This window comes from Bradyrhizobium sp. JYMT SZCCT0428, assembly GCF_018131075.1.
Taxonomy (GTDB): Bacteria; Pseudomonadota; Alphaproteobacteria; order Rhizobiales; family Xanthobacteraceae; genus Bradyrhizobium.
In genome coordinates this window covers 21840-43760 of record NZ_JAFCLS010000058.1, presented here as the reverse complement: position 1 = coordinate 43760, position 21921 = coordinate 21840, and the positions used below count along the sequence as shown (strand labels likewise).

Annotated in this window: 19 protein-coding genes and 2 pseudogenes; 8 read left to right on the top strand and 13 right to left on the bottom strand. The window is 58.1% G+C overall.

Going from position 1 to position 21921, the window contains the following annotated elements; all coding sequences use genetic code 11:
- Positions 1-161: 161 nt before the first annotated feature.
- A complete protein-coding gene (locus JQ575_RS37515) occupies positions 162-1151 on the bottom strand; it encodes an ABC transporter substrate-binding protein (protein WP_212038213.1) in 990 nt (329 codons plus the stop codon).
- 889 nt (positions 1152-2040) lie between these two features.
- On the opposite strand from JQ575_RS37515, the gene JQ575_RS46725 reads away from it, so the two are divergent.
- Entirely contained in the window at positions 2041-2253 is a 213-nt protein-coding gene (locus tag JQ575_RS46725) for a DUF6894 family protein (protein ID WP_409364867.1), read from the top strand.
- A 1087-nt stretch (positions 2254-3340) separates the two neighbouring features.
- Here JQ575_RS46725 and JQ575_RS37510 read toward each other — a convergent pair.
- Both JQ575_RS37510 and JQ575_RS37505 read right to left on the bottom strand, forming a co-directional pair.
- On the bottom strand, positions 3341-3544 hold the full coding sequence (locus JQ575_RS37510) for a cold-shock protein (protein ID WP_192740466.1): 204 nt from the start codon (positions 3542-3544) through the stop codon (positions 3341-3343).
- A gap of 1110 nt (positions 3545-4654) precedes the next feature.
- On the bottom strand, positions 4655-5110 hold the full coding sequence (locus JQ575_RS37505) for a hypothetical protein (RefSeq protein WP_212038212.1): 456 nt from the start codon (positions 5108-5110) through the stop codon (positions 4655-4657).
- A 1095-nt stretch (positions 5111-6205) separates the two neighbouring features.
- On the opposite strand from JQ575_RS37505, the gene JQ575_RS46720 reads away from it, so the two are divergent.
- Positions 6206-6493 carry a Crp/Fnr family transcriptional regulator gene (locus tag JQ575_RS46720; RefSeq protein ID WP_409364868.1) on the top strand — a complete coding sequence of 96 codons (288 nt, stop codon included), beginning with the start codon at positions 6206-6208 and terminating at the stop codon, positions 6491-6493.
- A gap of 1111 nt (positions 6494-7604) precedes the next feature.
- Here JQ575_RS46720 and JQ575_RS37495 read toward each other — a convergent pair.
- Positions 7605-7851, bottom strand: a pseudogene (locus JQ575_RS37495) (HU family DNA-binding protein); the annotation flags it as partial.
- Positions 7852-7965: 114 nt separating this feature from the next.
- Between JQ575_RS37495 and JQ575_RS37490 the strand changes: the two are divergent.
- Entirely contained in the window at positions 7966-8142 is a 177-nt protein-coding gene (locus tag JQ575_RS37490; protein WP_212038210.1) for a hypothetical protein, read from the top strand.
- A gap of 281 nt (positions 8143-8423) precedes the next feature.
- Here JQ575_RS37490 and JQ575_RS37485 read toward each other — a convergent pair whose 3' ends face one another.
- From JQ575_RS37485 to JQ575_RS37470, 4 genes are all read right to left on the bottom strand, one after another.
- Positions 8424-9023, bottom strand: coding sequence for an NYN domain-containing protein (locus tag JQ575_RS37485; RefSeq protein WP_212038209.1), 600 nt, complete (start codon positions 9021-9023; stop codon positions 8424-8426).
- A 1003-nt stretch (positions 9024-10026) separates the two neighbouring features.
- Positions 10027-10494, bottom strand: a complete 468-nt coding sequence (locus JQ575_RS46715) for a helix-turn-helix domain-containing protein (RefSeq protein WP_409364866.1) — start codon at positions 10492-10494, stop codon at positions 10027-10029.
- 267 nt (positions 10495-10761) lie between these two features.
- On the bottom strand, positions 10762-11070 hold the full coding sequence (locus JQ575_RS46710) for an isochorismatase family protein (RefSeq protein ID WP_212038218.1): 309 nt from the start codon (positions 11068-11070) through the stop codon (positions 10762-10764).
- A 380-nt stretch (positions 11071-11450) separates the two neighbouring features.
- Positions 11451-12422: an ABC transporter substrate-binding protein gene (locus JQ575_RS37470; protein ID WP_212038208.1), complete on the bottom strand. Its 972-nt coding sequence runs from the start codon at positions 12420-12422 to the stop codon at positions 11451-11453.
- A gap of 311 nt (positions 12423-12733) precedes the next feature.
- Here JQ575_RS37470 and JQ575_RS37465 point away from each other — a divergent pair, with 311 nt between their 5' ends.
- Together JQ575_RS37465 and JQ575_RS37460 are read left to right on the top strand one after the other, a co-directional pair.
- The gene (locus JQ575_RS37465; protein WP_212038207.1) at positions 12734-13315 is read left to right on the top strand and encodes an N-acetyltransferase; all 582 of its coding nucleotides are present in this window, start codon (positions 12734-12736) and stop codon (positions 13313-13315) included.
- 387 nt (positions 13316-13702) lie between these two features.
- Positions 13703-15493: an adenylate/guanylate cyclase domain-containing protein gene (locus JQ575_RS37460; RefSeq protein WP_212038206.1), complete on the top strand. Its 1791-nt coding sequence runs from the start codon at positions 13703-13705 to the stop codon at positions 15491-15493.
- 236 nt (positions 15494-15729) lie between these two features.
- Here the strand turns inward: JQ575_RS37460 and JQ575_RS45890 are convergent, their stop codons facing one another.
- The 4 genes and pseudogenes from JQ575_RS45890 to JQ575_RS45210 form a co-directional block, all read right to left on the bottom strand.
- Complete coding sequence (locus tag JQ575_RS45890; RefSeq protein ID WP_283842686.1) at positions 15730-15954, bottom strand: ABC transporter substrate binding protein; 225 nt, start codon at positions 15952-15954, stop codon at positions 15730-15732.
- The gene (locus JQ575_RS37450) at positions 15951-16706 is read right to left on the bottom strand and encodes an ABC transporter substrate-binding protein (RefSeq protein ID WP_212038204.1); all 756 of its coding nucleotides are present in this window, start codon (positions 16704-16706) and stop codon (positions 15951-15953) included. The genes JQ575_RS45890 and JQ575_RS37450 overlap by 4 nt, the downstream gene beginning before the upstream one ends.
- Before the next feature lie 204 nt (positions 16707-16910).
- On the bottom strand, positions 16911-17180 hold the full coding sequence (locus JQ575_RS37445; RefSeq protein WP_212038203.1) for a hypothetical protein: 270 nt from the start codon (positions 17178-17180) through the stop codon (positions 16911-16913).
- Between the two features lie 194 nt (positions 17181-17374).
- Positions 17375-17547, bottom strand: a pseudogene (locus tag JQ575_RS45210) (transposase); the annotation flags it as partial.
- A 671-nt stretch (positions 17548-18218) separates the two neighbouring features.
- Here JQ575_RS45210 and JQ575_RS37440 point away from each other — a divergent pair.
- Positions 18219-19094 carry an ABC transporter substrate-binding protein gene (locus JQ575_RS37440; protein WP_212038202.1) on the top strand — a complete coding sequence of 292 codons (876 nt, stop codon included), beginning with the start codon at positions 18219-18221 and terminating at the stop codon, positions 19092-19094.
- A 150-nt stretch (positions 19095-19244) separates the two neighbouring features.
- On the opposite strand, the gene JQ575_RS37435 is transcribed toward JQ575_RS37440, so the two are convergent.
- Entirely contained in the window at positions 19245-19691 is a 447-nt protein-coding gene (locus JQ575_RS37435) for an SgcJ/EcaC family oxidoreductase (protein ID WP_212038201.1), read from the bottom strand.
- A gap of 449 nt (positions 19692-20140) precedes the next feature.
- Here JQ575_RS37435 and JQ575_RS37430 point away from each other — a divergent pair, with 449 nt between their 5' ends.
- The gene (locus JQ575_RS37430; protein WP_212038200.1) at positions 20141-21409 is read left to right on the top strand and encodes a sorbosone dehydrogenase family protein; all 1269 of its coding nucleotides are present in this window, start codon (positions 20141-20143) and stop codon (positions 21407-21409) included.
- Positions 21410-21478: 69 nt separating this feature from the next.
- A complete protein-coding gene (locus tag JQ575_RS37425) occupies positions 21479-21838 on the top strand; it encodes a cytochrome c (protein ID WP_249167160.1) in 360 nt (119 codons plus the stop codon).
- The last annotated feature ends 83 nt before the right edge of the window (positions 21839-21921 follow it).

Genomic DNA, 21921 nt, shown 5'->3' with positions numbered 1-21921 from the left:
CGCTCAAGTGAGAACTCGTAAAACAGCGGGGCCTGATCAACCTGCCGCGGACCCATCATCGATTCGATCTCCCGCCCAGACGGGACGGAAGGAATCAGCGATCACGGTCGGCTTCAACACCGAGTTTTTCAACACAATCCGCCAAGAGTGGACTCGCACGATTATTCGATTACCTCATCAGCCCGAGCGCTTATTGATTGTGTGATTGTCACGCCAAGCGTCTTGGCTGCCTTCAAATTGATGACCAGCTGAAATCTGGTGGGCTGATAAATTGGAATGTCGCCCGGTTTTGCCCCATTGAGAATTTGGTGCACATTATCGGCGAGACGTTGGGCGAGTTCGCCGAGATCGGGCGCATAAGCCATCAGCCCTCCCAAGTCCACATAGTCGCGGTACGGATAACAGATCGGGACCCGGTGTTTGTCGGCCGATTCAACGATCAGTACTCGTTGCGCCAGAAATCCGCCTCCTTCGTCGATGAGCACAGCCTCGAATTGTTGTTGCGTCATCGCATCGAAGGTGTGCCGGATTTGAATCTCGTTGAACTCGGCAGGGAATATCCCGCTCACAGCCACGCCCAAGCGGCTTCCAGCTTGGCGAGCCGATGATCCCGCGTCGTCCTCCCACGCTCCGCGCGCCGACGCAAGGTAAGCGACTTTAGTCAACGAAGGTATTGTCTCCTTCAAGATTTCCAAACGCTTTCCGGTGATTTCGTTTCCCGCGTTGATGCTCACGCCCGTGAGGTTTCCACCAGGGCGCGCAAGACTCCTGCCTAATCCTCCCCAGATCGACGTTCCCGCGATCGCGACGATCGGTATCTCCGAAGTAGCCTGTGTGAAGGCGATGACGAGAGCATGCAGATTGGTAACGATGACGTCGGGCTTGCGGCTCACAATGGTACCGGCGAGTGCGGTCAAATGGTCAGTTCGGCCCTCGGCTGAGTAGCGTTCGACGACGAGATTGTCTCCCTCCCGATCGCCCAACTTGCGCAGCGTCTCGTAGAACCGGCGCACCCAGAATGGGCCAGCTGACTCGGTGAGTTGTTCCGCCGGGATACCGGAATGAACGAACGCGACACGGTTCTGCTTCCGCGACTGCTGTGCGCGGGCCGCAATCGGCCATGCGAACGATGCGCCGCCAAGTGTCGCCATGAAATCGCGCCGTCTCATCCAGCCCATGCCCCAGCCATCGCTGACGCGGGACTATAGCACCTTGGGAAGCCACGCGCCCGTCCTGTGGGCCAGCCGCCATGAAGTCTTTAGTTGAGCGCTGAACGCCCCAGCGCCAGTCTGACCGTGCCGAACACGCTCGTCGCACCGATCCATCGGAAGGCCGTACCGGCGAGATCGGCAGGCCAGCGCCGGCAGCTTGATACCGCAGCCCACATGATCGAGTGGTCTTGGGCCGGGCCTTAGTTCGGGAAGTTCGGCTCCAAATAATTCCGAAATTTTTTATTAATTCGGACCAGCCTCCCGTCAGCGGCAGGAGGTGTATCATGCGTAATCATGACTTCGTGTCCGACGGTTTCCTCGCGCTAATTGTAACCGCCCTTGTGATGTTGTGTTCAGGTTGGCTCGTTCTCGCGTTCAGCTAGGCACTCAATCGCGTGCACAAGGAAACTTGCTTCCTATTTGGCCGCGACTGAACTGGCTGACGCGCTTTATAAAAAACGGCCCCAGCGCGGGGAAGCAACTGGAGCCGTCAAGACTTAACGCGGGGCCCAATATGGACCTCAGAGTTCGCGAGCGTCTGTACACTTGTGAACGCAGGAACTCAGGTGTGCGGCGTTGCCAGGCGCGCGGAGACTCGTTTCTCGCGCCACTCGAAATAGGCAGTACGTTGCCTCGGGTGTTGGCGACATCCTTCGCCCGTATCGGGCGGGCCGAGCGGCACACTGGATCAGTGAAGAATCTACCTCACCGCCAAATCCGGGTCGCCGATAGCGAGTGATGGGAGGCACGAACGTCTGAAATCGAAATTCGCGTTGATCGATTGGGCCCGCCTTGGGGAACGATAACCCAGCATCCGCATTTCCCATCAATGCCGCACTATCATTTTGAATTAGCGAATGGACATCGGATTCCAGACCCGCGTGGCCTCCATTGTAGAGATAACGAGGATGCAATCGCCAAAGCGCACCAAATTGCGGATGCGATGGCCGCTGAGGTGGGCGAAACGCCTCGTTGCCTAGTCGTAGTGGACGATGAAGGAAACGATCTCTGCAAGGTGCCGATTGCATCACTCTCACCCTGACGCCGTGAAACTTGCGATGGTTGGAAGTAGGAATAGGCCTTGGACGGAGCAAGACGATCGCCGGCTGCTTGAATTGCGAAACAGCGGGAGATCGTATCTTTCGATAGCGGTGGCCATGAGACGCTCGGCCTCTGCGATTAGAGGTCGTCTGTGTATTGTCCGGGCTCGGGTGAGATCCATCCCAGAATCGCTAAAGGTCGATGCGTAGCGCCACGCTCAAGCCCACCCGCCCGCGCAGTGTTTCAGTTCACTTTTGAACATTTATCGGAAAGCGGATCGCGCAAACGGCCCCGGCGCGGAGAACGCCACGCTGCACCAAAGGCCGCCAACCCAATGGGGGTTTTCTCCCGGTTGGAGGCTGAGGAGTCACCGAGAGCGCAGAGTCGATTCCTGCGGCGCCGGATCGTTCCTAACATCAAGAAGAAAGCCCCGCCCGTAGGGCGCGAGGCGGCATAATCGCTTCGCATTTCCAGCATGCCCGCCTATGTATCCCGCATGCGTTTAGATGGCGAGGCGGTGCTGCTTGGTGTTGACGGGATCTCCGACTTCGACGGCCTTCACGCGTTTAGCTAAGGGCCTTTGGTCATATTAATTTTTCCATCTCCTGACGGGTGATTTGGTTCAAACTGGCTCCAGTCCAAATAATCGTAATAGCTGGACCATCGGAAAATCTCGGCACTGCAATTCCAGCACTTGAAGATCCCAAGTCGGCTGGGCGAACGCCGCTCTTGCATGGCGCGATAAACCCGACTGCATTGGGGGCAGACAAAGACTACCAGGGTCTTAGTGCCGAGCGGCATCTACTCAATATGCGTCCGGAACCCGCCGATTCCTAGGCATCGGAGGCTGGCAATCAAACTGATCCACTAGCTCTTTTTGCGGAGAACCCGCGGACTACATCGAACCGATCGAGGCCTGTGGGGCCGGGCGTGGAATTGTAGCCGCTTTGTTGGGCGCGTTTCTGGCCCGCCGCTCGACCGGCCGCTCAACCGTCGGGCCGCTCAGAACATGACTAAGGCCACACGGGCGTTACACCGTATGGCCTTTAGCCGGGACTGTCCCGCTCCTCGCAAGGATTGTGTCGCCGTCAGCCGACCCTCAGATTCTCCGCCGACATTTTTCCGCGGTTTTCCTTCACTTCATAACTTACTTTGGTGCCTTCGTTCAGATTGCTGAGGCCGGCCCTCTCCACGGCCGAGATGTGGACGAACACGTCATTGCCCCCGCCGTCCGGTTGAATAAAACCAAAACCCTTGGTCGCGTTGAACCACTTCACCGTACCTGTCGCCACGTCCCGCTCTCCCGTTTAAACAATGCTGCAGCTTAGGTCGGGGGGCCTGTAACCCGCCTGTACTGCTCCGGTGGGTTTTCTACGCACTACTCCCCCGGAGGCTTTGGGGTTCGGATTCATGCTCCTTGGGCCGTCTTTTCATTAAATCGGGGCTCTGTCCGGAACCGGACATAGATCGCGCCGCTGAATTGGTATCATCGCACGGCAATGGCTTACAACGGTGATGAGAACGCCGGTTGCGCTCCCGCCTTCCTTAGGAATGGAGCAGCGCCCATGCCACGACGCCGTATCCGACATGATACCCCACTTGACCAGCGCCTGATCGAAGAGACGCAGCGCCTGCGGAAACAGGCGCAAGGTGCTCACCCAGGTTGATCTAATCCGCAAAGCCCGGCAGGCTGAGGCAGCCGCGCATATGCAGGAATGACTATCATCCCCCGGGCCCACAGCCGCCCAGATAAGCGGCCAATAACCCCGACCGTCTCCACCATGATCAACATGACCGGCCTTCAGGTAGGGCTGCCTGTGGCGCGGAAGACTCCCGCGAGATGGGCACATTGTCGAAGTGGATGGCGAAATAAAAGTGAAATGGGACAGCGGCCGGACCAGCTAATACCCCCGCAAAAAGCGGCCAAGTTCAGTTAGTAGAGGCGTGAGGCGCCCTGCCCGCCTTTGAAGCCGCTCCCCTTAGTTCTCCGTCCAAAAACTTTATTCCACGAACCGTGCATTCACGGTCCGTTCGAAGCGGGTGAGACCGTCCCGTTGGCGCGCTCCGGACGAAAAGCGAAAGCCCGGCAGCTGGTTGCCGGGCTGATCGCAAGTATGTTTTTGCAAGAAAAAACCACTTTAAGGCCGCAATCGACAGCGCGTCTATTCCGGAGAAATACGGTCAGCTTATATGACAGAAAAGGGCCGCCATCCAGCGATGCATCGAGGCCGACTTATCGAACATCGCGGAGCATGACCGCATGGAAATACATGATGGTAGTCCGGTCTCGCGTTGCCAACGCAATCAACCAGTGGACAGGCACGGTGTTTCTGTGGCGCTACGATCGATAGGCAACCGACCCACACGTTCACAATGCGCACATGACAGATTACTGATGGGTCCTAGTTACCGAATAGTGCCAAGCTCGGAGTGTTCTCTCCCCCAAATGCCATTATCGGTGCATCTGTACGCGCTCGCACTACCAGTTGCGTGGCGCGGGCGGCTTCTCGTTTGGCTTTGCGTTCCGCGTACCGTTTGCGGCGCTCACGCAGATCGGCTTCAGTCTTTTTAGTATCGATCTTCTCCATGCGCTTTTCAGCCTGCACTTCCTTCACCGGTTCGGGTACCGATTCAACTGCAGCCACCTGTTGGGGCTGCGGCGTCGGCTGGGCTGCTTCTGCGGTCGTAGGCAAAATGACTCTGACAGGTGACGGGGGTTGCGCAGTTGCGCGGGCCTGATAGCCCGTCGGTTCCTTGATAGCAGAGTTCGCCATGAGAAGCCCGCCGCCAAAGCCAACCCCGAGGATAGCGAAAGTGGTTCCCACCCCAGCGAAGAAAATGCGCGCGCTCGATGCCATGACCGTGTCTCCGTCAATGCATGTGAACGCCGGCATCTTCGCTTATGTTCCGGACCTGGAAGAGGTAACGGGTTTATGCCGAAGGTTCCCGGAACGTATTGGCATCCACTCCTTTGAATCACGGCTCTGTTTGCGTAGGAGTTTATTAATGCGTACTCCCTCGCTCGTGCCAGACAATCAGGATTCAGACCATCTTTATGGTCGCCAATGACTTCGGCAAGATCGACCGCGCCTGGTGCGAAAGCCGGAGTATGAGATGACGACCAATCAACATCCAAGGAATTGCTCAGCGGCCAATACAGCAACCCGATCCGCCTCATCGCATTCAATACCGCCGAACGCTGGTAAAGACAGTCTCAGAAGACGCTCACGAACTGCGCCGACGGGGGCGCCTTTGGCGCGCGCGGGTTAGACGAAAAACCCCGCCGGTTAGGGCGGGGCTATTTGTGGGAGAAAACAACAGTTTGCGGATTGAGGTTCGACGGCGCTGCAGATGTTAGTCCGTTTACCGCAAGATCCCGGTATGCGTCACCCGCACTTCGGCACAAGGCCGACTGTGGACAGCTTGCGCGTCCTTTCTTTCTCGACGAGCTGTAAGCTGAGGCGCAGAGAGGCCTGCAGTAAATGGCTGAAAACGAAAATGAGAACCGCCGTAGAAGCTTTGTCCCAACGGCGGTTTCGTTAGCGCGTCGTGGTAGGCGCTGCCGGTGTCGTGGGAGATGGAGCTGTGTTTGGAGCAATCGGAGTCGATGGGCGCGTTGTCGACGAACCGACGGTCGTACCGGGCGCGGTGTTATCAGCAACTCGCGGGCCATTCCAAGGCGCCCACATAAACAGCACTGCCATCACCGCAACTGCTGCAATGAGAGCAATCATGCCGCGGCCCATTCCTTCTCGATGGTTAGTGCGGTCTAAGCCAGCTTGGGTAGTATTTCGGTTCAGATTATCGTCCTGCATTTAATATTCCTCTATGATTCCAGTAGATGGCACCCCTTGGAAAACATAATAGTTCCTGTGCTGACTGCGTTAGGAGGTTGGCAGTCTTACTGAGCATTTCCGTAGCATTGGCCCCTGTTCAGCCCGGCCTTGTTTCCGGTGCACTTGACGGCGTCGCATCCAACACAAGTTATCGCTCCCCGAACGGCTGGCGCTATTCAGACGGCCGATACGAGCGGAAGCAACACCATTAATCTGACACAGCAGTTTCTGGCCGAAATGCTGGGGGTGCGGAGGACTTCGGTTACGGAAGTTGCGAATAAAGTGCAGAGGACCGGTGCCATCGAGTACTCTCGCGGAGAGATACAAATCCTCGATCGACAAAAATTGGAGCGTCGCAGGCCCGGATCAATGTCGCTTGCAACGCCGCATCTGCAGATCGCATAGACGGCGCAGCTCCTGGCCGCTGGCTAGACGGCCCGAAGTGCTCACAATGTGGTGCTGAATACGGTGTAACTATAACTCCGCCGCCAACCCGTCCTACCGTAGGGACCGTCCGAAGCGGCGGCACCAGAAAAAGCGCAACGACTAGCGATGCTCCATCTCGGAGCCCGGCATCTCCGAAGAGACGGGGGCCTTGGGGCTCAAGACCCCTCATTCCGCGGAATCCTTGTAAGTGATGAATTGGTAGCGCGGGCAAGGGCCATAGAAAGGTTGCGTCGTATACTTGGTGGGGCCGGTTACGGCCCCCGAGTGCCGGATTCTTCCGATTACACTTATGGCCCCACTACCCCGAGAATAGCAGGTGGCTGCTTTAGGGTCATTTTGCTTTTCATCTTCTTCTTTTTCCTGCTCTCATTGCTTGGTTCAAATTTTGGAACGTTATTGCTTGGCTATTGAATTGCCGGTCGCGGCGTGAACAGCGGTGCGCTCGTTCAGACGGCACGACCAAGATTCCAAACGACCCCGGTTGTGAGCTCCGATTCCGCTGGCGGCCCTCATCGCAGAGCAGCGCTTTCCGGTGGCACCTTCCCAAGATGAGCGCGCCACTTAATCCCGCGGGTCCACCGCCGACGATGAGAACATCGAATTGCATCAAAAGCCCTTTCGTTGCCAAAGCATATAGATTTCCCGGCCTTGTTTGGAACTGGCGGCCCTTGTCGGCTCCCGGCCGCCTCGCTTTCGTATCGTGGCAAGCGAGCTTCCTAATACGTGCGCGTCCGCTGCATAGTCCGCGCCTCGAGAGCTAACCTTAATCGACGAGGGCCGTCACGCCGTTTACGGCTTTGGTCTTGGAGTCCGCGCTTTTGGGCCCAAAGCAAACGACATCGGAGCTGGCTGTAATGTCCATTGTTAGAGCCGAATAGGCAGCATGCTGACTTTTCGGAGAGGAGTTGCGATTGTCCGCGCAGCTCCGCCTTGCCGCTCCCCTGTGGCTCCCCGTCCGGTGCATGATCAACTCAATATTAGCTGCTTGAAGGCGCTTGTCGCCTTGACCCCAACCTTCACAGGGTTGAGGTCCGCTTTGGTGTGCTCAAGCTCAACGTCCGCTAGGACGTCAAGAGCGGACATAGGCTGAGCGCGGTCGCAGCAGTGCTGAAGAGCCCAGCTTCGCGATCGTAGTTGCCGTTGTTCCAGACGGTTTGCCGTTTATCCGGTGTTTCAGGATCGCCGATGGTTTGAATACCACGACCCTAACGCAGCGAAATTGTCGCCTCAGTTCCAGTCTTTGGATTTCGTCCGACACGCTGCTTCTTCTTGCGCACGATGAACGAGCCGAACGACGACAGCTTAACAGTTTCCCCGACAAAGCCGAAAATTCCTGCGGCGACACCATTCCCTGGCTTGCGATGGCCAACGCCTGAAACACTATGCGCGCATCCTTGCCGCATCGAATTCGTGCAACGAAGGAGCCAACGATGCGCAAGCTAGCCTTTTCAGCCGGAGCCCTCGCGATTGCTTTCATGGTTGCATTTGCCTGGTCGCACACTGTGCTCACGCCTTCCCAAGCAGGCGTCGAGGGGTCAATCAATCCGACCGAAATGATGACGAGTTACGAAGGCAAGCTTCCGATTGAGCAGTGGGAAGCGATTTAGCCGTTCTTCGACCCCTGTCCCTCTCTGACCGAAGTCTGAAGCCCGGGCAATTATCAGGGCTTTTGTTTCAGGGGGCTGACTCATTGAGGATCGCGTGGTCGAGGTGCAAAACCCAGGTCTCGCTGCGTCCCACCGCGGTAGTCGATGAAGCGATGCCCGTCCCGGCAGCTTGCGCCGCGCGTCACTCACGTGCGCCCCACACGTTCTTCGTGAATGCGCGAATGCTCGGCTGAGACCCGTTGTGGCCCAGGCGCCGTTACGAGCCGTTCACGTTGCTATTGTTATCGTCGGGCGGGGGAATTTCGCGAGGCGCTCTGGATTGTGGCACTTGTTGGAGCGAGGACAGGGGGCTCGGGACGGTCACGGCTGAGCTTGGGCTGCAACTCTACAAGGTCCATAAAGACGTCAGCCTGGCGCCGCAATTCGTCGGCGATCATCGGTGGGTGGCTCGCTATAGTTGAAATGACAGTAACCCGGACGCCGCGACGCTGTACCGCTTCCACGAGCGAGCGGAAGTCCCCGTCACCGGAGAACAAGAACATCTCGTCAACTTGACTAGCAAGTTCTATGGCATGGACGGCAAGCTCGATGTCCATGTTTCCTTTCACCTTGCGACGACCACTCGCGTCAACAAATTCCTTGGTCGCCTTGGTGACGACGGTGAAACCGTTGTAGCTGAGCCAATCTGTCAACGGGCGGATCGACGAATATTCCTGATCTTCGATGATTGCCTGGTAGTAGAATGCGCGCAGTAAAACACCGCGCCCATCAAATTCCTTGAGAAGGCGCTTGTAGTCGATGTCGAAGCCGAGCGTCCTCGCCGTCGAATGCAAGTTTGCGCCATCAATAAAGAGCGCGATGCGGTTAGATTGGATCGGCATCTGATTTTGACCAGCACTCGGTTGCCAACAGCTGCGAAAGCTAAATCCCGCCGCGCGCTCTGCCTGAAATCTAAAGCGCCGCTGTGAGGCAGACGGTTTAGTCGATCAGTAAGTTATACCAAATAACTTTAGGGTTCAAATATTATTTTGTGATCATTTCAAGACGGACAATGAACAATTGGCGCATTACAAAATATAAATATGTTGTAAGGACTTGAACCTGCAGAGAGAACCGACCGACCCATGTGCAGGGACCTAAATGATCGCAATGCTGCCTCCCCTGCCTGTGTTTGAAGCGCGCCTAAAAAGGCGTGGTCGTCGATGGAAGTGGAGTGTCTGTACCGCCGATGGGCGGGTGGTGATGGAGGGCGCTGAAAGCCGCCGAATTGCTGCCAGCTACCAAGCCAATAGGGCAATCTTCCTGCTGTTGCTCTGCGCTCCTTCCTCCGACGCCCAACCGCACGATGGTAAAGTTGCAATGCGGCACACCTATTCGGATGGCTCCCGCTCCAACATTTAGACCTATCTTGCGAAAACGTTCTGGTTGGCAAGGGCTCAATGCTGGGATGGTTTCTCCGGCTTGGGCAACGCACTCCTTTCGGAACCAGCAGGGGCCGGGAGGCTGCGCTGGAGCCGCATATTCCAGCCTCGGGCACCGCGAAAAGCGACCACGGCGGGTTAGATTACCGCAACTCGGTTGATCGTTCGGAGCTACTTTGGAGTACCTCCGCGGTGAGCTCCCCAGCTTGCTTTTCGTGTACTCCCTAACACACGTCCGTTAATATCGGAAATCCAGAAAAGCAGCCGAGCCGTCGGCCGACGGGAGGCGACCACCCCCCGTCACTGCCCGTCTGCGCGAAGAAATGATCGCCGCCAAAGAGATGCGCGGCGCCAGCATGATTATGCTGGCCCGCGACACCGCCGAACCTGGTGATGGGTAACCTCGGACAAGAAGGGCGATCTTATGACATCAGCAACACCACCGACGCAACCCGCGAACGAACTAAGAGCCGCAATCTGACGCGGCGACCCGACACATGAACGCGAGCGCAACCGGCATGGCCGCTGCCTTATCTTTCGGAAGCGTGTTCGTGGCGACTATTGTTTCGGCGCTCTTACCGCGCGTTTCGTGACGAGGGATGTGAAAAGCCTTTGCGGAATATTCGGAGATCTTGTTCCGAAGCGACCGCACTGAAACGCCAAGCAGTTGCGCCGTCACGGTTCTATTCCCATGAGTATGCGCGAGGGTCTCCAAGATCAGGTCCCCCTCGACAACGCTCATGGCGAGCCGATCAGCCATCGAGCGCGCCGGCACCCATGCTCGCGCCGGTTGGCGGTCGTGGATGCGGGAACTTCTCAATGGAACCCAGTGTTCAATTTTATACACCACGTGCGGAACGATTTTCCGGTCTTTGCGCGGGCTTGGGTCTGGATCAAGGCAGCCGATTGCTGAATGCTCATCAAGGTCCACCGCTCGTCACCCTTCCATAAATGCAGCTGATCCGTGCGCCGCGAGGTGGCGCGGTGCCGCCGGCTGGGATGGTTCGAGCCGAACGTCGCACCTGCGGATTCGATGGTGTTTCGCAGCGTCCTCCTCCCGTTTAATGCGCGCGACGGATGCTTCGAGGATCAGGCGGCACTGCGTTGACTGATCGCCACACACTCGGTGTGGAGTATCTCGCCAGAAGGCGTGAACCGGAACAACACACGCACTGGGTCGCCTTCATAATTTCGATAGTCAAGGCAAACGCCGTCGCCTGTAAAAGCGGACGTGTAGATCGGAGGAGCCCGGTGCAAAAGCGCCGAAACGGCTCTTGAGGATGATTAGATCTTCATGAGCGACGTCCAGTTCAGGCCACAGGGCATGCCCTTGGCTGCCAGCGGTGAATGCCTCGACGTAACTCGTACGACGTTTACGTCCGCAGAAGTACTCAAAGAAGACTGACCACGTGCGGATCGCCTCGTCATCCACTGTATGCTGGGTAAAGACCACTGTCCCACCTGCAGCGCGAAGGGCGGCGCTGATGCGGTTGACATTGGGAACAATGGTGCGCCATCGGCACTTCCATCACCTGCCCCTCGCCCATGAAGCCGTTCTGCAAATCAATGACGATATGCGCAGTCTGACGCGGGATTAGGCGGTCAAAGACGCCGCCGCGCCTAATGCGTTCGCGGATCTCGTCTGCAATGCCAGCTTTATGCATGACCATACTCGGTGATGACGGCCTGATCAATTGCAGCAGCTTATCAGGATCAATACCCTTCGCCAAAACCGGACCGACGTCCGACGACGCCCACGTCTGGAATGGGTCAAACTGAGAAGTCCGGGTTGGCCACCGGGAAGTCGGCTTTGCCTTCAAGAACGGACATCGACAGACCGGTCCCGTTGGTCTGGTTCGTGCCGCCAGATGCAGACGCCGCTTGAGATCAGTCGATCACTTCGTCGGCGAGTTGCTGGAGAAAGAGCGGCACTTCGAGACCAATCGCCCTTGCGGCCTTGAGATTTATCATCATCTCGAACTTGGTTGGCTGCTCGACGGGCAAATCGGCGGGCTTTGCCCCTTTCAGGATCTTGTCAACATACGTCGCTACCCGACGATAGACGTCGGGGAAACTTGGCCCATAAAAGATTAGCCCGCCTGCTTCCATAAACTCCCGGCCGCCGTAGATTGCCGGCAGGCGACTCTTTGCGGCTAGATCTGCGATCAGACCGCGGTGCGCCTGGGTCAGAGCCTCCAGTCCTACTATGATCGCGTCGGAACTCTTGTCGAGCGCAGCAAAGGCTTGCTCGATGTCCTCGCGCTTGCGAACGTCGAACAATCTGAAGCGCCAGCCCCGGGACTGCGCGCCTTTTTGAAGTTCCTCCAATTGTGGCGCGGAGACGGGATTACCCATGTTCAGGAGCGCAGCGAGGCCAGTGGTCGAAGGCGCGATCTCCTTGAGCAATTCCATGCGCTTGGTTTCAAGCTCGGGCTGCACCCCACTGAAGCCCGTGATGTTGCCGCCTGGTCGCGCGAGGCTGTCGACCACGAGCAGCGGCTCGCCGACAATCATGACCGTAGGAATGGTGCGTGTCGCCCGCTTGACCGCAAGCGCGGCTGGTGTGCCGCGGGCGATGATCAGGTCGGGACTACGGCCGATCACTTCGGCAACAAGGCTGGGGTAGAGCGCGGCATTGCCGTCTGCAGACCGATAGTCCAAGACAAGATTGCGCCCCTCGGCGTATCCAAGTTCTTCCAAACCGCGCCGCAAGGCAGCGAGGTTGGTCGTGTTGAGCTGCGCCGATGTCGGCTCGACCACTGCAATACGGTAAGTCCGGCGGGTCGGCTGTGCCTGTGCCGCGTGTTGTGGCGTTACTGACGTTGCGACAAGAGCTGCCAGAAATTCACGACGGTGCATGACCACCTCGATGCTGGATCGGGAATAATACCGGCTTCGGCGTGCTTCTACGAGACCCTTTAGGACGTCAGGCCCCCATGTCCGTTCCGGGTCATTCGATCGGTTTGACGGTCGGCGAGCCACTTCCGGTCTACCCTCGTCAACGGACATCGCAAGATCGGCCCGGCATGTCCGTTTCGTGCCCAAAAACGGACCTCAAGAATATTGAAATCGAAGTGCCGATCGCGCCCCTTTGCGTCGTTGCCACACGTGCTCCGTTATCATAGAGGTCTTGCTGATAGTGAAAGCCTGAAGCAACGATGTGAGTAGGCATGATCAGGAAGGCTGAAAAACGAGACGCGTCTAGTTTGGCGGCGTTGAGCATAGAAGTCTGGTTGAACACGTACGTCCGAGATGGAGTTAGTCCACTATTCGCGGACTATGTACTTTCAGAATTCACAGCGCAGAAGTTTCGAAACTCGATCGGCGATCCCAATCTGGCAATCTGGGTATCAGAAAACCGGAAGAGAATTGATGGTTTCGTGACAGTTTGTTCGACGGCCACGCCCTCACTCGCCAATTGTTCACCGCTGGAAATCACGACCCTGTATGTTCAACCCAGGCACCAGTCGAACGGAAGAGGCGTCGAGCTGTTGCATCGTGCCTTGGATCACTGCAGGGGGCATGGGGGCGAAAGCGCTTGGCTGAAGGTCAATGCCGAAAATAGCCGAGCAATCGACTTCTATCTTCGGCATGGCTTCAATAAGATCGGCTCTACGCATTTTGTGATCGCTGATCAGGCTTACGAAAACTATGTTATGAAAACAGACCTTCGGCATCCAGTTGCCCGACCTGCGTCTCCTGAGGATCGCAGCATCAAGAACGTCCGCTTCGGGTCATTTGCATCGGTTTGACGGTCGACGAGCCACTTCCGGTCTACCCTCGTCAACGGACATCGCAAGATCGGCCCGGCTCTTCTGCTTCGTGCCAGCATGCGACATCGAACGCACGCTTGAACTGAAACGCCAATTAAGGCAGGGCCGGAGGAGACGAAGCGGAACCCCTGACACAAACCGGAACGCTCCTCCGGCTCGCCGCATGGTAATTGCATTGCACTTGACCGTGATCAATTTGTGCCAACAGAGGCGGCCTAACGGATAGCTCTCTGCGGGCGGCGGATTAGTGCCCGCCTCGTCCGTGATTCGCGGATCATGTCAGAGCATGCCATTGCGGCCAGCCACTTTATGACTATCATTCCTCCACGAGCCATCTCAGCTCGGCCATCCGATTGCGGGGTCCCAATGGCGGAACTCGATCTGACGGATATTCGGACAGACCATCATGTTGCTTGGGCAAAGCGCGCGGTCCTGCTCACGGATATCGTCGGGTCGGTGGGTCTTATCGAACAGGATGAAGTGGGCGTCATCTCCCATTGGCTCAACTTCGTCGAGCGCGTGAAGCGGGATATACTTCCGCCGAACAACGGACGGCTCGTCAAGGGCCTCGGCGACGGCATGCTGCTGGACTTCGCCGACGTTCGATCGGCCGTGTCCGCCGCTCTCGCCATTCAACATGAATGCAGGCGAGCGAACGCCGGTCGGCCGGCAGACCGCCAGATCATGCTGCGCACGGGCATGGATGTCAGCGAGGTCATCGTCGAAGACAATGACGTCTTCGGCCGCGGCGTCAATCTTGCTGCTAGGCTCATGAGCTTGGCCGGGCCGGGCGAAATCGTTGTGTCCCAGCATGTGCGGGATGGCCTGACGCCCAGCCTCGACGCCGAAGTCGAGGATCTGGGCGACTGCTACGTCAGGGGCATTCCCACGGCGGTCCGCGCCTACAGGGTCGGCCCGCCGGGGCCACAGCCAAGGGTGGGATGTGCGCTGTCCTTCGACGAGATGGCGCCGTCGATCGCCGTCATTCCCTTCACGTCCCGCAATGTCTGCAACGACCACGGGGTGATCGGCGAGGTCCTCGCCGAGGAGATTATCAGGCGGCTTTCCCATTCGTCAGACCTCAAGCTCGTATCGCGCCTGTCGACAACCGCCTTCAGCGGGCGCAGCGCCTCGCTGGAGGAGATCGGCGCGCACCTGGGTGCCGACTACGTGCTGTCGGGCGCCTACTGGGTCGGCGACGGGCGTTTCGAGCTCGATGTCGAGTTGGCGGAAACCAAGTCCGGCCGGATTCTGTGGGTCGAAAGCCTGGAAGACCGTCTCGCCGCCATCGTGAGTGGTGAGCAGGAGTTGATCGGCCGGCTGATCGCCGGCGTCGGCACGGCGGTGACGAGCCGAGAGCTCCAGCGCTCGCGCACGCAGCCCCTGCCGACGCTCAAAGCCTACACCCTGCTCACGGGCGCCGTCAGCCTGATGCACCGCCTGTCGCTGCCCGACTTCGAGGAGGCTCATCTCCTCCTTCAAACGCTGATCGACCGCGGCGTGCGTCATCCGCTTCCCGTCGCCTGGCTCGGCAACTGGCACGTCTTGCGGGTCCAGCAGGGCTGGTCTGAGGATCCTCAGCGCGACACCTACCTCGCGTCGGAGTGCACCAAGCGCGCGCTCGACATGGAACCCGACAATTCGCTGGCTCTTGCGGTCAACGGGTTCGTGCACGTCAACCTCCTGAAGAAGTTCGACGTTGCGGAGGATTCCTACGAGCGCGCCCTAGCCGCCAATCCGAGCAACGCGTTCGCCTGGCTTTTGAAGGGCACGCTGCACGCTTTCAAGAGCGAGGGCGAGCAGGCAGTCGAGCATACCGAGCGCGCGCTTGCGCTCTCGCCGCTCGATCCGCATCGCTACTTCTACGACTCGCTGGCAGCCACCGCTGCCGCCGCTGCCGGCAAGTACGAGCGCGCACTCGACCTGGCGCAGCGGTCGCTCAAGGCCAATCGCAAGCACACCTCGACGCTGCGCGTCATGACATTCGCGCAATGGCTGCTCGGCCAACATGACGAGGCGCGCAAGACGGTGCAAGAGCTGTTGAGGCTGCAGCCGACCATGACGGTCAGCGGTTGGCTGAAAAGTTCTCCGGCCGCGCCCTACGATATTGGACGCCAGGTCGCGGAAGTGTGGCGTCGAGCCGGAGTACCAGAGTGACGGACCAGGCAGACTCAGAAGTCTCTAACAGCGCGAGCGTAGTCTGTTTTTCCTCCAGTAACCGATGTAGAGGGCAGCGCGATACAACCCGGATGTCGCGCAGCTCATCCGGGCTGATGTCCGCTATGGTGCGCATCACGGACTCGAGCGACAAATTGCGCGACGTCCGAAAAGGCCAGGAGCCGACATGGGCGCGATCCTACGCGCTCGAAGCTGGCGTAGAAGATGCCGCGAGATCACTCAATTACGCGATCCGCCCGTGCGAGCAGTGTGTCTGGAATGGTGATGCCAAGGGCCTTTGCGGTCCTCATATTGATGGACAACTCGATCCGCGTCGGTTGCTCAACAGCGAGATCGGCAGGTTTCGCGCCCTCGAAAATTCGCTTCACGTAATAGGCGGAGCGCCGATAAAGGTCGGCCCGCGGGGTGCCGTAGCCGGCAATGCCACCGGCATCGGTCATCTCTGGGATGGATGAGAAGGCGGGAATGCGATGCAAAAGGGCAAGCGAAGCGATGCGCTCTCTCTATCGATAATCGTCGCGTCATTGATGACAAGGAGGGCATTGGGGTTCGCTTTGCCGATATCTGCAAACGTCGCATCGATCTCCGCCGGCCCTCTGAACGGTGTGGCGTGGATTTCTCCGCCGGAGTTTTTGATGGTTCCCTCGATGCGTTCCAACATCGGCGTGTTGGATGGATTCGCCGGATTGTAGAGGACGGCGATCCGCGCGGCCTTCGGGACCACGAGGCGAAGGATATCGACCACCTTCGGTGTCAGATCCTCCGTCATATTTGCCAAGCCAGTGGTGTTACCGCCAGGCCGTCCCAAACTCGATACCAAGCCGGCGCCGACCGGGTCGTTGATTGAAGTCATGACGATTGGAATATCGGGCGCCGCACGTTGCGCAGCGCGCACGGCGGCAATCGTCGTCGCCATGATCACCCTTGGACGCTGCGCCGCGAGTTCCCCCGCCAGTTGCGGGAAGCGCGCGTATTCTCCTTCGGCCCATCGCGCATCGAGCACATAGTGTTGGCCTTCGATCAGCCGGTGCTCTCGAAGTCCCTCCTTAAAAGCATCAACGAACACGCCGCTTGATCCGGCACTGCCGCTGCCAAGCAGCGCAATGCGGGCGGTGGCTTGCTGCGCGTGGGCAGCAAATGGCCGCGCTGCCGCCACTGCAGCAAAAATGCCAATAAACTCACGTCGTTTCATGTCATATCCAATTGCAAATCTCGCCCTCGATGACCTCAATGCGAGCGTAAGCAATTCTCCGCACAGCTCAAGCGGTCTGATGTCTCAGTTGGGTCATTCGCGTCGGTTTGGCCGGAGCACTGCGACTTCTGGTCTACCCCGGTGAACGGACATTCTCAGGATAGGCAGTCATGTCTGAAAGGTGCCATGGGCGACATCAGTGTTTTATTCGATCACCTCGTCAGCGCGCGCGAGGAGTGTTGGTGAGACGTCCATACCGATCGTTTTGGCGGACTTGAGATTTAGGATAAACTCGAATCGGGTTACCCGCTCGATCGGCAGGTCTTGAGGTTTGGCCGCGCAGCAACCGATCTGCATAGCCCGCGAGCCGCCGATAGGTGCGCGTTGGTTACCCCCGTAACTTGCGAAGCCACCGACAAACGGCCATGAGGCTGCCACCCCGCCAGTTAGCTTGATGAACCCGCGTCGCTTCATGGCCGGTTCCCAACCTCGACACGTCGGGGCTATGCTAACAAGGTTTCGGTTGAGGTCCATGCGTCCAATGTCCGCATTGGGTCTTGGCCGTGTAAAAACGCCCTTCTAAGGAAGTTGGTGAGAAGCCAGGACCGGTTCGGTCTCAGGCCGCGATCGCAGTCATCAGCGGCTTGGTCGCCACGATGTTCATTTGCCAGATTATAGGCCAGGACCGAAAGAGCCATCTCGGCGGCTACTTTTGGATCGTTTTGGTGAGGAAGTGTGTCGCTCCCATGCGGGCCTTCATCGTACCGAACGGATGCTCGACTGTCTCGTGACGCCGGCGCATGGCTTGTGGGTTTGAATCAAGGCGCTGCTGCACAGCCTCGGTCATTTTCGGAAGTCGGCGCTCGCATAAGCGAGGTCCGCTCCGCCCCCAATTGCAGACATAGCGTTCCCGGATGTAGATAAGCTCAACGGGCAACATTCAACGCACACCTCAACCTATGCAGGGTTGAGCTCCAACTATCGACTCGTCACAACCGCCGGCCCAAGTCTTTGTCCCTGAGTGAGCGGGGGAGCCTCGGGGTAAAACCAAACCAAACTTGCTGCCTACAAGCGCAAGCCCTCAGCTTCGGACGCGCCTCAGCTCTAAAAGGGAGACACTACCAAGCTTGTTTGAGGTATCGCCGGTCAAAGGCCGGCCAATCTTCCGGAGCGACCACTGCGCAGGTTGAGCTCCGTATAAGCGAGTTGCTCCCAAATCCGGTAAATCGCAGGTCGGTCGTCGTCGGGTGTCTAGCTGCATGTTACAGGCGGCCGCGCCACCGGGCATTTTGAACCGCATCGGCCGTGCTGCCATGACGGCGTCGGCGCGGTGTTGCTTGCAATATGTTAGATTCTGGCACCACTTAGTGTACGCTGTCACCGTCCATGGCATGGAGACGCGATATGCTGCGACGAGTTTTCATCGCAGGAGTAGCGGCCACTGGTGCTTTGTCGTCATTTTCGCTGCGCACAAATGCGCAACAGCCGGCGGCGAGCCGCCCGCGCATTGGCGTGCTGATCTACGGCTCGCTAGAGCGCAATCCGAATACACAAGCACTTCTCGAGGGCCTCCGGCAGGCCGGCTATGTCGACGGCCAAAACCTCACCATCGAGTACCGGCATGCTCAGGGGCGGGCGGAGCGACTTCCCGCACTCGCCGCGGAGCTGGTCGACAGCAAGCCCGCTGTCATAGTTGCTCTAGGTGGCGACGTTGTGCCACATGTTACGAAGGCGACGCAGTCTATTCCCATCATCTACGCCATGAGTGCCGATCCGGTTCAACTCGGCATTGCCAGGAGTTTGGCAAGGCCTGGAGGGAATGCGACCGGCGTCACATTTTTGTCGGACCATCTCGCAGCCAAGCGGCTCGAAATCCTCAAGGAGGCGGCTCCCCGGATTGCGCGGGTTGCACTCGTCCGCGATCCAGGCCACGGCGACAACGAGCTGCCGGTGGCAGAGCGCGCAGCAAAGTCGCTGGATCTCCAACTCATGCCGGTCGACATCCGCGATCCCTCCGAGCTTGACCGGACACTTGAAACGGCGAGGAAAGCCGACATCGACAGTCTCTATGTCGTTTCCTCGCGGCACACGGATGCCAACGCGCCAAGGATCGTCGAGTTCGCTAACCGGCATCATCTTCCGATGGTAGCTGGATGGGGTGCATGGGTACAGGCCGGCGGCTTGATATCCTATGGACCCAATGTTGGGGAAATGGTCCGCCAGGCGTCGCGTTACCTCGAGCCTGTGCTCAAAGGAGCAAATCCCGGAGAACTTCCCGTGCAGCAACCCACACGGTTTGAGTTGTTCGTGAATTTGAGAACGGCCAAAGCGCTCGGCCTTAACATTTCCGAAGCGTTTTTACTTCGTGCCGACAAGGTGGTCGAGTAATGACCGAGATGACTTTAACAGTGGCAGGCCCCCCTTAACGGACAAGTGTCGCCTTGCCGAAATGACGAAGGTGAACTCAAGGCGGGGATCTAACCGCCGATCCGTTTTTTGATCGCAACTCAATGGCGCAACCGCTCCCAGGCAATTTGCTCACTGCCGTTGAGTAGCGCGTGGCGACGAGTGATGATGCTCGATCATCCATTTACCGCCGCGATTCACAACCACAAACGTAAAACGCGATGGTCGGGGTTCGTAGTCTTGTTCCTTTCGCGCAAAGTCATAAAATCCTGCGACAACGACGGCGGTTTCACTGAGCACGATTACACTCTTCTCTTTAATCGTATTCCTGCGGCCACCCTTATCCAGCGCCACGAAATACTCCCAAATCGCCTCGGGGCCTCGGGTCGCGACCGCGTCGGTCGTTCCGAAGAGAAGGGCATCCGGAGCATAGAGTTTTACCAGCGCATTACGATCATTGGCGCTGTAGGTTGCCGACCACTGATCGACCACAGCGCTGGCCTCGTCTGCAGGGCTTGCGAGAGTCGGTGTTGCTACAAATGTAAGCGCCACGCACAAAGCTTTGGTCAGGCCCCTCATGTATTCCTCCAATCACGGAGGGTTCGTCATATCACAAAGTGACTTACCGCAGGAATAAAAGGGACCTCAGGCTCCAGCCTGTCGATGCTTCTGGCGACGCGAGTTCATGGCTGGAGTGGCAGCTTGCCAGCGGCGGTTAAAGGCGCAGCGACCCATTGCAGACTTCACCCCTCAGGCACCTCTGCGAAACATGAGCAAGAGACAGCCGCTCGCGCCGGTTAGTACGCAATTCCGGGTACGAGCATGCATTCAGCCGCGGCTTCGACAAAGGAGAAGATGGGCAGCGTCCCCCAAACCATGAAGCGAAGAAGCGAAGCGACACTGCTGATTGACGCTATCATCGTTCATACAATTACATTTGACAATCATTCGGAGCGGCGCATTGATATCCGCATCCTCCGGCAGCGGGTGGTACCCGCCAGAACTGGGGGCATCGCAGGGAGGTATCAATGAATCTTCGATTGAAGACCGCGGCGGCACTTGTGGCGCTAGCCACGTGGCCGGCGTACGCTCAGCCGGCACCGCCGGCGCCCAGCGCGCTCGAAACATTGGGCGCGATGCGTCCTACGGGCAATGCCGCCGAGTGGCCCGAAGTCTCGCAGACCGGGGGGAAGGCGGATAAAGTCAAGGAAAACCTGAAGAAGATCAAATTGCCGGCAGGCTTTCATATATCTCTTTACGCCCTGGTGCCGGATGCGCGACACATTTCAGTAGGCCCCCAAGGCGTCGCGACATTTGTAGGCACACGTAAATCCAAAATCTGGGTCGTGACTGACCGCTCGCGCGGCGGTATTGGCGATGAGGTGAAGGAATTCGCACCGACCTTGCCGAAGAAAATTCCCAATGGACCCTGCTTCTCGAAGGATGGCTTCCTCTACATTGCAGAGCAAAATCGGGTGCTGGAATACCCGGCAGCGGAGTTCTTCTATGAGAGCCCAGACGTCGTCGCCAGCGTCGTCGTCGCAGAAGGCGAGCTGATTCCGAAATCGGAAGAGAGTTACAATCATACTGCCCGCGTTTGCCGGGTCGGCCCTGATAACAAGCTCTATATTCAACTCGGCCAGCCTTACAACGTGCCCACCAAGGAGAAAAATGAACTGTATCGCAAGCTTGGCATCGGTGGGATCATCCGCATGGACCGCGACGGCAAGAACCGTGAAGTCTATGCGATCGGGTTGCGTAATCCGGTCGGCATGGATTTCAATCCACAGGACAAGTCACTCTGGACTAACGACAACCAGGTTGACGGCATGGGCGACGACCAGCCGCCCGGCGAATTGAACCGCATCGCCAGCGCGGGTCTGGACTTTGGCTTCCCGTGGTATGGCGGCGGCAAGATTCGCACCAACGAGTACAAGAATGATACGCCACCCGCCAATGTGGTCTTCCCGCAGGTAGAGCAAGCCGCCCACGCTGCCGATCTCGGCTTGATATTCTACACGGGCACAATGTTCCCGCAGAAATATCGCGGCGCAATCTTCTCGACGCAACACGGCTCGTGGAATCGGACCGTGCCGGTCGGCGCGCGTTTGATGGTTACCTTTCTCAAGGAGGATGGCAATGTGGCCGGAAAATCCGAGGCATTCGCTGAAGGATGGAATGAAAACGGCTATTACCTGGGCCGCCCCGTGGATGTCGCGCAGCTAGCGGATGGATCGCTCCTGGTCTCGGACGATCTCGTCGGAGCGCTCTATCGCATCTGGTATGACGGCAAGTAAGCTCTGATGTCTGGGATGGCCCCGGGGGCCATCCCATTCCATCGTCATCCAATCACCCGAAGGCCTAGGATGAAGTCGACGCTTCTACGGACGGCAATGCTGGTCGTTAAGTTGCTCGCGCCAGCAGATCTTCTAGTGGCGGGCGGTAGGCCGAGCCATGCTGGCGACGTCAAGGCCGGCAGCGCCAAAGCGATGATGTGCCAAGCCTGTCACGGCCTCGACGGTTTGTCTAAGACTCCCGACGCGCCGAACATCGCAGGGCAGATCGAGCCCTATCTCGTCGCGCAGTTGCAAGCATTCAAAATTGGTTTGCGAAAAAATGATGCGATGTCGGTGGTTACGCCACCCCTGTCTGACCAGGACATCGAGGACCTTGCGGCCTATTTTTCAGCAATTGAGATCAAGATTGTAAAAGTCCCTGGCGAATGATTGCACTCGGTTCACTGGGCAGCCAGCCGTCGGCATAAAGCGTAGCAGAGAAAGAGTTCCCTGTGAGCAGCTCTGACTGATCG